This window comes from Celeribacter baekdonensis (assembly GCF_900102315.1).
Taxonomy (GTDB): domain Bacteria; phylum Pseudomonadota; class Alphaproteobacteria; order Rhodobacterales; family Rhodobacteraceae; genus Celeribacter; species Celeribacter baekdonensis.
In genome coordinates, this window is the sequence record NZ_FNBL01000001.1 from 391,764 (window position 1) to 404,839 (window position 13,076).

The following is a 13,076-nucleotide window of genomic DNA, read 5'->3' on the forward strand; positions in this document are numbered from 1 at the left end:
CGGTTGAGGCCGGTCCCGGCCCGTATTGCGTTATTGATTGCGTTGACCACGGCCCAGCGCACGACTGAGCTGTGCGGCCACTTGGCTTTGACTGCGTCGAAAGCCTTCGACATCCGGCGTGGTGATATTCATCGTGACATTGACTGGGCTGCCCGACCCGGAGGCCTGAACGCCCAATTTGCCATTGGCCCCGCGCGTCAGTGGCATAATCGCCTCCGCCCCCGCTTCACCCATAAGGCCAGTGCCGCCACGCATCGGGAAATAAGTCGGGCTGGACACGACGCCGCCCTTGGCAAAGGGCATCACATTGCCCTGTGCAAAAGCCCCGCCTTTTTCAAACGGCATGAGACCTTGAATGATACTCTCAAGACCGGAGCCCAGCACAGAGCCCACATGGCTCGTCACCGGCTTCAATGCAGCATTGTAAGCCGCATCCAACATCGACGTGCCAACGCCCTTGAGCGCCTGTGCCAACGTGTCGCCATCAAACACCAAGCCATCAATCGCTTTTTTCAACCCTCGGGAAATCCCGCGCTCAAGTGCGGAAACTTCGCGCTGTGTCTCGGCCACCGTCGCCTGCAGCCGCACCATCTCTTGGTTGAATGCCGACGCCATCGCCTCGGCACCGCCAATGGCGCTTTCCATCTGCGTGACCTTATCTTCAAAGGCGTCAAGGCCATTTACATCTGTGCCGTTGATCTCAGCCATCGTCTTGCCCTTTCATTGCGCCTTCATCGGGGAAGGCTTTGGCCAATTCATCGAGCCGGGTGCGGCCCATCGGTGCCGTGCTGCTTCCAGTGCCCAACATCAGCAACAGTTCGGCAGGCGTCAGTCTCCAGAACTCATCGGGTTTCAACCCAAGCCCCCGGATACCGAGCCGCATCAGCGCGGGCCAATCAAACCCGCCCTTATCTGTCATCAGGCTCATTGGGATCCTCTCATCCAGGCACCATAAAGGCCCGCGTGATCAGCTCTGCGCCAACGCGCGCCGCCTCAAGCGGCCCGCCTTCGATCTCGGTCGTCAAAATGTCGTCATAGCGCCCCTTCCAGCCACCGCCGCGCAGACCCGCCACAACAACACGCAGCACATCCGCGGACGAAAACCGACCCGCCTCATAGCGCTCGACCAACTCCACCAACGTGTCCGTTTGCAAACCCGCCTCGAGTTCCGCCAGCGCCCCAAGCGTGAGCTTCAGGACATGACGTTCACCATCAAGCGTCAGCGCCACTTCGCCTTGAAAGGGGTTCGCCATGACTTACACCGCCGTAAAGGTCAGTTGACCCGCCGACGACATCGCCAGTTCATAGGTGGCCTCGCCGTTATACGAACCCGCATATTCGATAGAGGTCAGTTGAAACGCCCCCTCAACGATGCCAAAATTCGGGATGATCACCTGAAAATTAGGCACTTCGCCGTCAAAGAAAATCTGACGTGCGCGTTCATCTGTGCTCTGGTCTTTGAACACACCAGAGCCCGAAATCGTCGCGCTCTTTACCCCGGCACCGCCGAGGAGTTCGCGCCAACCGCCGGAACTTTCCAGCGAGGTCACATCAACGCTTTCGGCGTTGAATGAAATCCGCGTCGCCCGCAGCCCCGCAATGGTTTCGAAAGAGCCGGAGCCAGTCATGTCCAGCTTGATGAGAAGGTCTTTGCCGTTTTGAGCAGCCATGGTCGTGTACTCCGTCTTGGAATAATCAGTTGTCTTCAACACGCGCGCGGAACTTCAAATCAATCCTGCGCACATCACTGTCCTGAACGCGCCGGGCCTTGGCCGACACGAAATAGAGCCCAACGAGGCTGCCGCGGCTCAACGTAAGATCCGCATCGACAAGCACGTCGGAAATGGCCGTGGCCACCTGTTTTGCCGTCAAAAACCCCGCCGTATCCGCCACCACGGACACCGTGAATTCGTGACGCGCGCCTGCTCCGGTTTTGTCAGACGCATCTGTCACGTCCTCCGGGCCAAGGCTCACATACAAAGAGGGCAAACTGCCGGTCGGGGCCGCATCGTAAATCGCACTGCCCACCATCCCCGTCAGCGTCGCATCGGCCACAAGCGCCTGATACACCGCTGTCTGCAAAGCTGCCGCAACACCGTAACTCATGACGCCACCTCCTCACGCGCATTGCAGGTCAGGTAATGCCCCTGCGGATCAAGCTCCGTCACAGACAAGATGCGAAACATCCGCCCGCCTTCGACAAAGCGCTGATCGGGTTTGGGACGTCGGGGCGATCCAACCGGCGCGCCCCGCACGATGATCTTCATCGGCACACGGCTCACGGTCAGAAAATCCTCCGAGGTCTCAGACCCCGTTCCCGACTGAATGGACGCCCAAAGCGTGCCAATTTGTGCCCAGGTTTCGACATAGCCACCCGCCCCGTCAGAGACCCGATTGGCCTCCTCCAAAACGAGTTTGCGGTTGAGGTGAACGACCGCCGCCATCACAAACGCCCTCCAAACAGACGAATGTTGCGATACCGCTCAAGCAGGGCATTCACCCCAAAGGGCATGGTCGCCTCTCCCACCGCCGTCTCATGGCGATGTTCGTAGTAATGCGACGCCAAAAGCATCACGGCCTGTGCAAGGTCTGCGGGCAAATCGCCCCAAGCATTTGCAAACCCGGCCGTAAATTCAATCCGCGCTTGTCCGGCAACCGGAATCTGCGGCAACACGAACCCCGTCGACACAAGCCGGGGGCGGTGCATATCCTGCTCCAGCACATATTTGGCTGGGTCAATCGTGGTTTGCGCGCCCAAACGATCCGTAATCACAAAGGCAGTGATCGCGCTGACCGGAGCGACAGGAAGCCCCTGCGCGCCAAGATCACGCCACGCCGACAGCGTATAGGTGTAGTCGCGAATGATCAGAACCTTGTTGGTCCGCGCCTCGACAGCCGCCATCGCCGCCCGTAGGAACGTCTCAAGGACCCCGTCCTGAACCCCATCATCGCCGAACCCGGTGCCCAGTCTCAAATGATCTTTGAATTCAGCGACTGGCAATGCCGCGCTGGGCACCTGGGTCTGCTCCATTAACATCATGGTACATCTCCGTTTCCGGGTCCCCCTGGTTGCAGTGAGTATGGATGCGCGTCCCCCCTTGTTGCTCGGACGGAGGGGGAGCAGCTAGACAACACGGGCTTTATGGGGCGCGCATCCACTGCTCATGACCTCACCGGTGCGGTGCGGCCATGAGCACGTCTTCGAACAGCCTTAGGAGATCGAGAACTTCAACAGTTTGATCGCTGCAAAGTCAGACACATCACCGCCCACGCGCTTGGTGGCATAGAACAGCACATGTGGTTTGGCCGAGAACGGGTCACGCAGGATGCGTACATCCGGGCGTTCTGCAACGGTGTAACCCGACGCAAAGTCACCAAAGGCAATTGCTGCCGCATCAGAGGCGATATCCGACATGTCTTCTGCGATCAGAACCGGGTAGCCCATCAAACGCGCAGGCTCGCCCGCTGCAAGACTGTCAGACCACAAGAAACGGCCATCCGCATCTTTGAGTTTGCGCACTTGACCCGCGGTTTTCGAGTTCATCACAAAGGTGCCGTTGGCGCGGTACTGTGCGCCCAGCGCATAGACCAGCTCAACAATCGCATCCGCCGGATTGACCGCATCAAACGCGCCATTCGTACCCGTCGCAACATAGCCAAGGCTGCCCCAGGCCCAGCTGTCATTGGCCACTTGTGCGTGCGCCAAAAAGCCGGTCGGTTTGTCCACGCCATCGCCATTGATAAAGGCAGACGCCTCAGCACTGGCAAATTTGTCGGCGATGCGACCTGCAAGCCACGCGTCAATGTCAAACGCAGAGTCGTCCAAAAGGCGCTGAGAGGCTTTCGGCAAGGCCGACAGCTCAAACAACGGGATCGAAATGCGGTCGATCGTCGGCGTGGTGGTCTCGCCCACAGCGCCGGTTTCCGTGATCCAGCCAGACCCAATATCCGTGGTGTCGATCAACACGTCATAAGAGGTCGCTTCGACGTTCACCACAGTCGCGATAGACCGAATGGAGGCGGTGGATTTCAGCACCGATTTGATCACGTCAGAGGTCTGCGGGTCCACAAGATAGCCACCGTCGCCATTGATGGCCGTGGACATGGATTTGCCTTCGAGTTCAACGCCACGCAAAGCGTCATCGTCGCCGTTGCGGACATAGGTCACAAAAGCCGATTTGTGGGACATGTCCACATCACGTGCTGCGGACAAGGCCGGACGGCCAAAGGTATGGGATTTACGATCAAGCATGGTCAGTCGCTCTTCCTGTTCTTGAAGCTTAGATTTGATTTCGGTTTGAAAGTCTTTGAGATCACTTACGAATTCGGCCAGCGCGGTCTTCACCTCAGTGGCCGGTCCGGTCCCAACATGGGCCCCGGTTTGGGCACCGCTTTGGCTCCCTTTATAGGCCGAGGTCTCGGACATACCGGTCCCGGCCTGAAAGCCGTTCCGGGCCTTCGTCTCGGTTTTGCTCATCCAAACAATCCTTCGTTGTTGTGTTGGGTATCGCGGGTGAATGCGCTGGCGTTAGCTCTCGCTGGCCAGCTGCTTGCGGGCACTGGTAAAAGCGTCCGCAAGGTCACGCAGCATCGCCTCGGTCGCAAACGGGTCATCCCCCTTTGCCTCCGTGCTCAACCGCGCTTCGGGAAGCATCGGAAATGTCACCAAAGACACCTCCCAAAGTTCCAGTTCGGACAAAAGGCGTGTGCCTTTCGCGTCCTTTTGCGCCTTCACGGTGCGGTATCCGATCGACAATCCGTCAATCGCCCCCGCCTCGATCAGCGCCACCGCTTCGCGACCTCTTGCAACATCGGTCAGCAGGCGTCCCTTGACATAGAGACCGCGCGCATCTTCACGCACCTCGTCCCAAATGCCGATGGGCTGGCTCGGGTCATGCTGCCACAGCATCTTCACCGAACGGCCCTTCGATTTCAGCGCCTTGAGAGAGTTGGCGTAGGCGCCTTTCAAAACGACATCGCCGCCTTGATCTGTCAGCCCAAAGAACGAGGCATAGCCTTCGATCTCAACACCATCGGTCACCACAATATCTTCGCCCAAACGGCTAAACTTGTGCTCAAGCCCGCTTTGAAACTCCTTGTTCATCTCAGTTCCCCTCATCCTCTTGGGTCTGATCCTCAGCCTTTGGTGAAGATTCCGCAGCCAAAGGCGGCAGACCCAACATCGCGCGCTTCTCTTCGGGTGTGAGGAAATCGGCACTCGCCACCCGGTTCCATTGCGCGTCGCGTTCACTCGACAGCGCGGAGACCTGATCAAGGTCGGGTTTCAGCTCAATCGCCTCCCCCGTGCGCTCAGACAGCCAATGCCCAATCGCCGCCGTCACCTTGCTCACCATCGGCAGCACCGTCAGGCGATAAAACGCCCGGTTCGCCTCTTGGTAATTCGAATAGGTCATGTCGCCGGGGATGCCCAAAAGCATCGGCGGCACTCCAAAGGCCAGTGCGATCTCGCGCCCCGCGGCCTCTTTGGTCTTTTGAAATTCCATGTCGGAGGGGCTGAACCCCATCGGCTTCCAATCAAGTCCGCCTTCGAGCAACATCGGCCGACCCGCATTGCGCGCGCCCTGGTGATGGCTTTCCATCTCACTGAGCAACCGATCATATTGATCCGCCCCCATCGACGCCTGACCATCCACGCCTTTGTACACAATCGCGCCCGAAGGCCGTGCCGCATTGTCCAAAAGGCTCTTCGACCAACGCGAGGCCGAATTATGCACATCAATCGCCGTCGCCGCCGCCTGGATCGGGGACAGCCCGTAATGATCATCCGCCGGGTGAAAGGTTTTGATGTGACAAATCGAGGAATGCCCATCGATCACGTCAAACCGGTGCTTGCGCCCGCCCACCGCATATTCATAGGCAATCGGCCAACCATCCGCGCCGGGCACAAGGTTCATCCGGTCCGAGCGCAACACATGCAACTCCTGCGGCACCGCGCCCCAGTCGCCAACCGCCTCAAGATAGGCGTTGCCCGACAGCAAAATCTGGGCATAAAGCGCCTCAAACAATTCCGCCCGGCCCTGTGCCGGATTGGGACGTGAAATCACCGACAAAAGTGGGTGTTGGTCATACCGCGCCTCTGCATCCTGCATCACCAAAGGCAATGCCGCCGCCGCTTCCGCAATCAATTTGACCGAACGAAACCCAACCGGGTTGCCGATAAACCCTACCCGCGTCAACGTCACCGTATCGCGCGGGCTCCAGGCCACGCGGCCCACGCCGGAAACCGACGCCACGACCGGTCCGGTCGCCGAGGCCTTCGTCTCGGGCATATTGCTTGCGCCCCGCTTCAGAAAGTCAAACACCATATCCGTGTCTCTCCTCATCTCTTGTCCGGCGATGCCGCTGTGGCATCCATGCCTCCACTGTGCGCGGCCCGCAAAGAACCCCGCCAAGCCTTGGCTGTTACTCTCGATTGTTTCGGCCTCGTGGCATCACACGTCCGGGCAATTGCCCCGATCAACCTGACGCACACGAGGCCCGGAAAGGGAGCATGATGGGGTCTTTCAACCTCACCAAACCTGTCGTGGCGCCCGCGCCTCCCCGAGACCTCTCGCGGGCTCTCCCGCCCCTTGGCCCCCTTGATGTTTCCATCACTGCGCCTTCGGTAAAAACGTTCTAAACGACAGGGTAAAAGAAGTTCTGAGCAGCCCGTGCGCTGCTCCCTTTGGAACGCAACACCTAAAGCGTTCCGCCATAAACCTGTCTCACGGGCTTATGGCCGAACGCCCACACCATTGATATGTCTGGCAACGTCACGCCTTTTCCCTGTCTCAGGTTAAAGGCGTGACGCTTTAACCAAGCGTCCGAATGCGTGGCCGCAAATGCCCCGCCGCTGGCACAATCATCAACTCATGCACAGCCCAAACCAGCGCGTCCAAACGGTCCGGGCTGCCCGGCGCTTGAAACCCTTGCGCGGTCATCTTGATCATCTGATCTTCCAGCGCGTCCAACCCGCCCCAGACATGCCGCACCCGACCCTGATCGTACAAAGCCGCCACAGGTTCCGCCCGCGCCGCCTTGCCCCGCGTCGCGCGCACCGATTTATACGGCACCATCGGATCAATCTGCCGCAACACGGTCTCAACCAAATCGCCGCCTTGGTTCACCTCGGCCACGATCTTGTCGCCCTCCCAGCGCGCCAACGCATCAATCGCCGCCTTGGCCCACACCGTCGGAGACGACGCCGACACCGTCGCGTCCTCCAAAACATAGGCCCGCCAATTCTGCGGCGCGCCTTGGGTCACGGCACCCACCACGACGATCCCGCATTCGTCCGATCCCGCATGGCCCGTCACCGGCGGATCCACCGCCACGACGATCCGGTCAAACTCCGGCAACGCGTCCGCCCGCATCTCTTCAAGTCTGGCCAAAGACCACAGCGCGCCCTCTTCCTCGTCGATCAACACGCCATCCAATTCCTGCCGCCCCAATCGTGTCCCCGCATAGCGCGTTTTGACTTCCTCAAGGAAAGACGCCGCCAAATTGGCCGCATTCGCCTCTGTCGTCGCATGGGTCGACACCGTCGAGGACCGCTGCAACAGCGCTTTCAAAATCGCGATGTTGCGTGGCGTCGTTGTCACCACCGCGCGCGGATCATCGCCCAACCGCAGGCCGAACTGCAGCATGTCCCATGCCTCTTGCGGCTTTTTCCATTTCGCCAATTCGTCAATCCACGCCGCATCAAACTGCGGCCCGCGCAACGCCTCCGGGTCATTGCCCGAAAACACTGTCGCCTCCGCCCCATTCGGCCAAATCAGCGTCCGCCGCGTTGCCACCCATTTCGGACGCCGATCCGGCGGGCTACAGGCCAAAATGCCGCTGTCGCCAAACACCATCACCTCGCGCGCCTGATCATAGGTCTCGCCGACCAAGGCCACGCGTTTGGCCCGCCCCGGATCACAGGCCCGCGATCCTTCCACCATCGCGCGCACCCATTCGGACCCGGCCCGTGTCTTGCCCGCGCCGCGTCCGCCCAAAATCACCCAAGTGCGCCAATCCCCCTTGGGTGGCAATTGGTGATCCAAAGCCCAAGCCTCGAACAAAAAAGGGAGCGCCAAAAGCGCTCCCTCATCGAGATCATTGAGAAATTGGTCCTGAACCTCTCGCGGCTCTGAGGCGACCCAGGCCATCAAGGATCTGAGATCGGGCTGCCCCAAGGTCGATTGCCCCGCCCCCAAGCTCTCCGGTTTTGCGTTTGTGGTCATCGAGACGCTTCCTTTCCTCAAACGAAATATTCAGCGCTTTGTTCAGATCCGCCATATGTTTGGCGATCTCGCTCGCCGATTTCGGATCTCCGGCACGCACGCCGTCAATGGCATCGTGAATGGCCCGGATCGCCCGGACCACACTCTCATTTGCGATCTCAACCAGACTGTCGAGATTGCGGTCATCCCCCACAGATGAAGTCTCTATTTTCATAGGATCTGCCTCTCATGCATTGAATCTCCGCACGAGAGAGGCGAGCGCTTTGATATGGATGGTCCCACGGGATCACCCCAAAGAAAAAGCGGCCCATCGCGCGCACCCCCTCAGGCACCCACTTTGGCCGCTTCACCCACGTCTTCTAGCATGCCATAAGGCTGCCATCAAATCGTTCTCACGTCAAGTTATTTAATACTTTCAATAAGTTAACCAAGAGAACTCTCGGATTTCCGCGCCATTAACCTTTTGCGCCCCAAGCCTTTCCCCCTGAAAACAAACGCGTAATCAAACATCACCGCACACATAGACGCGAAGATATACGCGAAGATGAAAGATCCTCACGACGTCCGGCTTCTCGCCAATGTTTTCACTCTCGGTCCCTCAAAACGAAAAAGGCGCGATGAACGCGCCCTTCTCTAAATTATATTAACGCGTTCCGCCATAAACCCGTGATTCAGGTTCATGACGGAACGCTTTAATGACTTACTGGCTCGCTCTTTGTGCCTCGATTTCGCGCCATTTCACAACATTGGCATTGTGTTCGGCCAAAGTCTCGGCAAAGGCATGCCCGCCCGTGCCATCCGCCACAAAGAACAAATAAGGTGTCGTATCCGGGTTCACCGCCGCCTCCAAGGACGCAAGCCCCGGATTGGCAATCGGACCCGGCGGCAGGCCCTCGACCACATAAGTGTTATAGGGGCTGTCAGATTGCAGCTCAGACTGCCGCAAGCCCCGGCCCAAAACACCCACGCCATTGGTCACACCGTAAATCACCGTCGGATCGGTCTGAAGCCGCATCCCGCGTTTCAAACGGTTCTCGAACACCGACGCCACCTGACGCCGCTCCTCGGCCACGCCCGTCTCTTTCTCGATGATCGACGCCAACGTCAGCATCTCTTCCGGCGTGTCAAACGGCAAGCCCTCGGTACGCTGCGCCCAGATCGTATCAATCCGCATCTGCTGCGCCTCTTGCATGCGTGCGATAAGATCATCCACATCGGAATCGGCACGCACCTCATAACTGTCAGGTGCCAACATGCCCTCTTTCGGCATCTCATCGCCCTCAACGCTGCCTGTGAGGAAATCCGCCTGTTTCAGGCTCTCCACCACGCGCCAAACCGTTGTGCCCTCGGCCACCAACACGCGATACCGCGTGTCCGTCTCGCCGCGCACCTTGGTATAGGCCTCAGGTGTCTCAACCCCCTCTTCGCCCGGTAAAAACTCAATCGTTTCAACATAGGCCGAAGTCGCCGGATCAAGTTGCCGCACCTGCATCTGCGCCCGGTTCACCCCAATCCGGTACACCACTTCCGTGCCACAGGTCGAGGCCCCGCCACGGGTGATCAAATCGGTGATCTGCGCCATCGACGCCCCTTCGGGCACCAAAAACGACCCGGCTTTCAACTGCTGCGCTTTGTCAGAATAATCCGCGCCAATGCGGAAAATCGACGGATATGAAATCGCACCTTTTGAGGCCAGATCATCCGACACCCGGCGCATTGTTGACCCGGAGGGCACGCGCAAACACACCGCCTGATCCAACGGACCAACCGCCGCATATTCGCGCTTGCCCCATGCAATCACACCGGCAAACGCGATCAGCACCACAATCAAAAGTGTCAGCGCATTCGAGGCGATAGACCGCCACATCAATCCGTGACCTTCTTCAACACAAGTGACGCATTGGTGCCGCCAAAGCCAAAGGAGTTGGACAGCGCCACATTGATCTCGCGCTCACGTTTCATGTTCGGAGCCAAGTCCAAAATCGGTGCCACTGCCGGGTTTTCAAGGTTGATCGTTGGCGGGGCCACCTGATCGCGGATCGCCAGGACACAGAAAATCGCCTCAACCGCCCCCGCAGCCCCCAAAAGGTGGCCGATAGAGGATTTTGTCGACGACATGGTGGTTTTCGCCGCCGCATCGCCCAAAAGCCGCTCCACAGCCGCCAATTCAATCGTATCCGCCATGGTCGATGTGCCATGGGCGTTGATGTAATCCACGTCTTTCGGCTCAATCCCCGCGCGGTTCAGCGCCGCTTGCATCGCCCGGAATCCACCATCGCCGTCAGAAGCCGGTGCAGTGATGTGATAGGCATCGCCAGATAGGCCATAGCCGACGATCTCCGCATAAATCTTCGCGCCGCGCGCTTTGGCGTGCTCATATTCTTCGAGCACCACAATGCCCGCGCCCTCGCCCATGACAAACCCGTCACGGTCATCGTCATAGGGCCGCGACGCCTTCGCCGGATCGTCGGAGCGTTTGGTCGAAAGCGCTTTACAGGCGTTAAATCCCGCGATGCCCAATTCGCAAATCGCCGCTTCCGCGCCACCCGCAACCATCACCTCCGCGTCGCCCCACTGAATGAGACGCGCCGCATCGCCAATCGCATGTGCGCCCGTCGAACAGGCCGTCACAACCGAATGGTTCGGCCCTTTAAAGCCGTAGCGGATCGACACTTGGCCCGAGATCAGGTTGATCAAAGACCCCGGAATAAAGAACGGAGAAATCCGGCGCGGGCCCTTTTCTTTCAACAAAACAGCCGCGTCCGCGATTGATGACAGACCACCGATGCCCGAGCCAATCAACACACCCGTGCGCAGACGATCTTCCTCGTCTTCTGGTTTCCATCCCGCATCGGTCAGTGCCTGTTCGGCCGCCGCGATGCCAAAAAGGATGAAATCATCGACCTTTTTACGCTCTTTGTTCGACATCCAATCTTCGGGGTTGAACGTCCCGTTGGTGCCATCGCCGATTTTCACCTCACAGGCGTAATCGGTGGCCAAATGGCTCGCGTCAAACCGCTGAATCGTGCCCCCGGCCGATTCCCCCGCCAACAGGCGCGTCCATGTTTCCTCAACACCGCACGCCAGCGGCGAAACCATCCCAAGTCCTGTGACAACTACTCGGCGCATTCTGGCCCCCTCATTTTGATCAGCCCTTCAATACACGGCCTTTTCCGCTGATGGAAGTCCGAGACAGTGCTCGGGCGCATTTCCGCAACCGGAAAATCGCCCCATGCCCCTTTGGTCTGTGCTGCGCTCCTGTTGCGTAAACCAGATTTTGACGCTTTTTCGGTTATCACGGACCAAAACGCGTGGCCCCGTCTCATGACCTTTAATCTTAAGCGCACTTTTTGGATTTTCCGCTCTGGCCTCGCCCGGATGGCGGTCTTTGGCCTCGCCTCGCTGTTTTTTGTCGCCACACCCGCCTTTTCCGCCCCGTCCTGTCGGCTGGAAAGCTGGCTGAATACGCTCAATGACAGCGCCAACACCTATATCAAATCCCTCGGCACCGCCGACGAACTCCAAGCCGCCCGCATCTTTCGAACCGAAATGGACCGGTACGAGCGCGACAAATTGCTCAAACAAATCAACGAAGCGGACTTAGGCGCCAATGAACAAGCTCTGTTTGATTTCATCACCTCACGCCACCACTTGCTTGATCTACAACGTGACAATTGGGGCGAAATGGCCAAGCGCTACGGCGCGGACCCGCGCTTTTCGTCGCAATCTCAAAGCTTGTCACAGTTCCTCTCCGCAACCGAATGCGACCCCGATGCTCCGGATTTTCTCGAATCCGACGGTGAAAGAAAATCGACACTGCTGCAACGCCTGAGCGAGGGCATCAAAGAAATCGCCGATGTCGTGGCCCATAATGACCCTGCCCCCGCGCCCCCCACATCTTTGACCTTTGACCCCGAAAATTTCGATGAATTCCGCCCTGCGGCCGCCCCGCCCCCCGTCGTCGCGCCTGTCACCCTAAGCCCCTCGGGAAACGCCGCTTTTGCCCTTGGGATTTTCACCTTCATCTCCGCCATCACCTCTTGGGCGTGGATGCGTTATGGCATCGTGCAACGCCGCGCCACCCGCTATCCCTGCATCCTGCCTGTGGTGATTTTCGATGGAATCCTGCCGGTTTTCGGTGAGGCGCTCGATCTGAGTCAAATCGGCGCGAAACTCGAAACCACGCTGGAACTGCGCGACCGCCAGAAAATCAAACTCACCATCGGCCCTGTTGTGCGCAAAGCCCGCGTGATGTGGCGCAGCAATTATTTTATCGGTGTGAAATTTGACAAACTGCTCACCGAGGCGGAGATGAAATACCTTTTGGGGGCGTTTGCCCAAAAAATCAGTTCTGAGCGCGCCAAGGCGCAGGCCCTTGGCCAGAATTTTACCCCGCCCGCCTATGACGCGGCAGCGTTGAAACAGGCGCTCTTGTCCTCCGATTGGGGCGAGGACACACAGGATGATCTCCCCTCACCAGATCCTGATCTGGCCGCCTGACCTCATCGCGCTCGCCTTTGGGACGCTCATCCAAAATAAAAACGGCGCTGAAAAACAGCGCCGTTTTAAAATATTGCGATCCCAAACAGGGCTCAAAGCCGGCTTAAGAGGCTTCCGTGATGAACTTCACCGCGTCGCCAAAAGTCTGGATGGTCTCGGCTGCATCGTCCGGGATTTCAATGCCAAACTCTTCTTCAAAAGCCATAACCAGTTCAACTGTGTCGAGGCTGTCAGCGCCAAGATCGTCGATGAAGGACGCCGTTTCCGTCACTTTGTCCTCTTCAACGTCGAGATGCTCGACAACGATCTTTTTCACGCGATCTGCGATGTCGCTCATGTTCTTTCCTCATA

General features: G+C 58.6%; 15 protein-coding genes. 1 reads left to right on the forward strand and 14 read right to left on the reverse strand.

What is annotated here, in order from left to right; genetic code table 11:
* Positions 1-30 precede the first annotated feature (30 nt).
* The 13 genes from BLT54_RS01915 to fabF form a co-directional block, all read right to left on the reverse strand.
* Positions 31-708: a phage tail tape measure protein gene (locus BLT54_RS01915; RefSeq protein ID WP_074640501.1), complete on the reverse strand. Its 678-nt coding sequence runs from the start codon at positions 706-708 to the stop codon at positions 31-33.
* Positions 701-928, reverse strand: a complete 228-nt coding sequence (locus BLT54_RS01920) for a rcc01693 family protein (protein WP_083351645.1) — start codon at positions 926-928, stop codon at positions 701-703. The genes BLT54_RS01915 and BLT54_RS01920 overlap by 8 nt, the downstream gene beginning before the upstream one ends.
* A 10-nt stretch (positions 929-938) precedes the next feature.
* Positions 939-1,253, reverse strand: coding sequence for a gene transfer agent family protein (locus BLT54_RS01925; protein ID WP_074640503.1), 315 nt, complete (start codon positions 1,251-1,253; stop codon positions 939-941).
* Positions 1,254-1,256: 3 nt separating this feature from the next.
* On the reverse strand, positions 1,257-1,670 hold the full coding sequence (locus tag BLT54_RS01930) for a phage major tail protein, TP901-1 family (protein ID WP_074640505.1): 414 nt from the start codon (positions 1,668-1,670) through the stop codon (positions 1,257-1,259).
* Positions 1,671-1,695: 25 nt separating this feature from the next.
* Positions 1,696-2,106: a DUF3168 domain-containing protein gene (locus tag BLT54_RS01935; RefSeq protein ID WP_074640507.1), complete on the reverse strand. Its 411-nt coding sequence runs from the start codon at positions 2,104-2,106 to the stop codon at positions 1,696-1,698.
* Positions 2,103-2,444 carry a head-tail adaptor protein gene (locus BLT54_RS01940; RefSeq protein ID WP_074640509.1) on the reverse strand — a complete coding sequence of 114 codons (342 nt, stop codon included), beginning with the start codon at positions 2,442-2,444 and terminating at the stop codon, positions 2,103-2,105. The genes BLT54_RS01935 and BLT54_RS01940 overlap by 4 nt, the downstream gene beginning before the upstream one ends.
* Positions 2,444-3,040 (reverse strand): head-tail connector protein, encoded by a 597-nt coding sequence (locus BLT54_RS01945; protein ID WP_074640511.1) that lies wholly within the window; start codon positions 3,038-3,040, stop codon positions 2,444-2,446. The genes BLT54_RS01940 and BLT54_RS01945 overlap by 1 nt, the downstream gene beginning before the upstream one ends.
* Positions 3,041-3,211: 171 nt before the next feature.
* Positions 3,212-4,426 (reverse strand): phage major capsid protein, encoded by a 1,215-nt coding sequence (locus BLT54_RS01950; protein WP_074641433.1) that lies wholly within the window; start codon positions 4,424-4,426, stop codon positions 3,212-3,214.
* A 102-nt stretch (positions 4,427-4,528) separates the two neighbouring features.
* Complete coding sequence (locus BLT54_RS01955) at positions 4,529-5,104, reverse strand: HK97 family phage prohead protease (protein WP_074640513.1); 576 nt, start codon at positions 5,102-5,104, stop codon at positions 4,529-4,531.
* A 1-nt stretch (position 5,105) separates the two neighbouring features.
* Entirely contained in the window at positions 5,106-6,326 is a 1,221-nt protein-coding gene (locus tag BLT54_RS01960) for a phage portal protein (RefSeq protein WP_074640515.1), read from the reverse strand.
* 486 nt (positions 6,327-6,812) lie between these two features.
* Positions 6,813-8,225, reverse strand: a complete 1,413-nt coding sequence (locus tag BLT54_RS01965) for a DNA-packaging protein (protein ID WP_083351646.1) — start codon at positions 8,223-8,225, stop codon at positions 6,813-6,815.
* Positions 8,226-8,925: 700 nt separating this feature from the next.
* The gene (mltG, locus tag BLT54_RS01975) at positions 8,926-10,092 is read right to left on the reverse strand and encodes an endolytic transglycosylase MltG (RefSeq protein WP_074640518.1); all 1,167 of its coding nucleotides are present in this window, start codon (positions 10,090-10,092) and stop codon (positions 8,926-8,928) included.
* Positions 10,092-11,354 (reverse strand): beta-ketoacyl-ACP synthase II, encoded by a 1,263-nt coding sequence (fabF, locus tag BLT54_RS01980; RefSeq protein ID WP_074640520.1) that lies wholly within the window; start codon positions 11,352-11,354, stop codon positions 10,092-10,094. Before fabF ends, mltG begins: the two co-directional genes overlap by 1 nt.
* Positions 11,355-11,549: 195 nt before the next feature.
* On the opposite strand from fabF, the gene BLT54_RS01985 reads away from it, so the two are divergent.
* Positions 11,550-12,725 carry a PilZ domain-containing protein gene (locus BLT54_RS01985; protein WP_143026714.1) on the forward strand — a complete coding sequence of 392 codons (1,176 nt, stop codon included), beginning with the start codon at positions 11,550-11,552 and terminating at the stop codon, positions 12,723-12,725.
* Positions 12,726-12,828: 103 nt separating this feature from the next.
* On the opposite strand, the gene BLT54_RS01990 is transcribed toward BLT54_RS01985, so the two are convergent.
* On the reverse strand, positions 12,829-13,062 hold the full coding sequence (locus BLT54_RS01990; protein ID WP_009571390.1) for an acyl carrier protein: 234 nt from the start codon (positions 13,060-13,062) through the stop codon (positions 12,829-12,831).
* Positions 13,063-13,076: the final 14 nt, after the last annotated feature.

What these genes read in the sequence shown, in the direction of transcription:
- BLT54_RS01915 (WP_074640501.1), bottom strand. Translation starts at nt 708, where the DNA reads ATGGCTGAGATCAACGGCACAGATGTAAATGGCCTTGACGCCTTTGAA.
- BLT54_RS01920 (WP_083351645.1), bottom strand. Translation starts at nt 928, where the DNA reads ATGAGCCTGATGACAGATAAGGGCGGGTTTGATTGGCCCGCGCTGATG.
- BLT54_RS01925 (WP_074640503.1), bottom strand. Translation starts at nt 1,253, where the DNA reads ATGGCGAACCCCTTTCAAGGCGAAGTGGCGCTGACGCTTGATGGTGAA.
- BLT54_RS01930 (WP_074640505.1), bottom strand. Translation starts at nt 1,670, where the DNA reads ATGGCTGCTCAAAACGGCAAAGACCTTCTCATCAAGCTGGACATGACT.
- BLT54_RS01935 (WP_074640507.1), bottom strand. Translation starts at nt 2,106, where the DNA reads ATGAGTTACGGTGTTGCGGCAGCTTTGCAGACAGCGGTGTATCAGGCG.
- BLT54_RS01940 (WP_074640509.1), bottom strand. Translation starts at nt 2,444, where the DNA reads ATGGCGGCGGTCGTTCACCTCAACCGCAAACTCGTTTTGGAGGAGGCC.
- BLT54_RS01945 (WP_074640511.1), bottom strand. Translation starts at nt 3,040, where the DNA reads ATGATGTTAATGGAGCAGACCCAGGTGCCCAGCGCGGCATTGCCAGTC.
- BLT54_RS01950 (WP_074641433.1), bottom strand. Translation starts at nt 4,426, where the DNA reads ATGTCCGAGACCTCGGCCTATAAAGGGAGCCAAAGCGGTGCCCAAACC.
- BLT54_RS01955 (WP_074640513.1), bottom strand. Translation starts at nt 5,104, where the DNA reads ATGAACAAGGAGTTTCAAAGCGGGCTTGAGCACAAGTTTAGCCGTTTG.
- BLT54_RS01960 (WP_074640515.1), bottom strand. Translation starts at nt 6,326, where the DNA reads ATGGTGTTTGACTTTCTGAAGCGGGGCGCAAGCAATATGCCCGAGACG.
- BLT54_RS01965 (WP_083351646.1), bottom strand. Translation starts at nt 8,225, where the DNA reads ATGACCACAAACGCAAAACCGGAGAGCTTGGGGGCGGGGCAATCGACC.
- mltG (WP_074640518.1), bottom strand. Translation starts at nt 10,092, where the DNA reads ATGTGGCGGTCTATCGCCTCGAATGCGCTGACACTTTTGATTGTGGTG.
- fabF (WP_074640520.1), bottom strand. Translation starts at nt 11,354, where the DNA reads ATGCGCCGAGTAGTTGTCACAGGACTTGGGATGGTTTCGCCGCTGGCG.
- BLT54_RS01985 (WP_143026714.1), top strand. Translation starts at nt 11,550, where the DNA reads ATGACCTTTAATCTTAAGCGCACTTTTTGGATTTTCCGCTCTGGCCTC.
- BLT54_RS01990 (WP_009571390.1), bottom strand. Translation starts at nt 13,062, where the DNA reads ATGAGCGACATCGCAGATCGCGTGAAAAAGATCGTTGTCGAGCATCTC.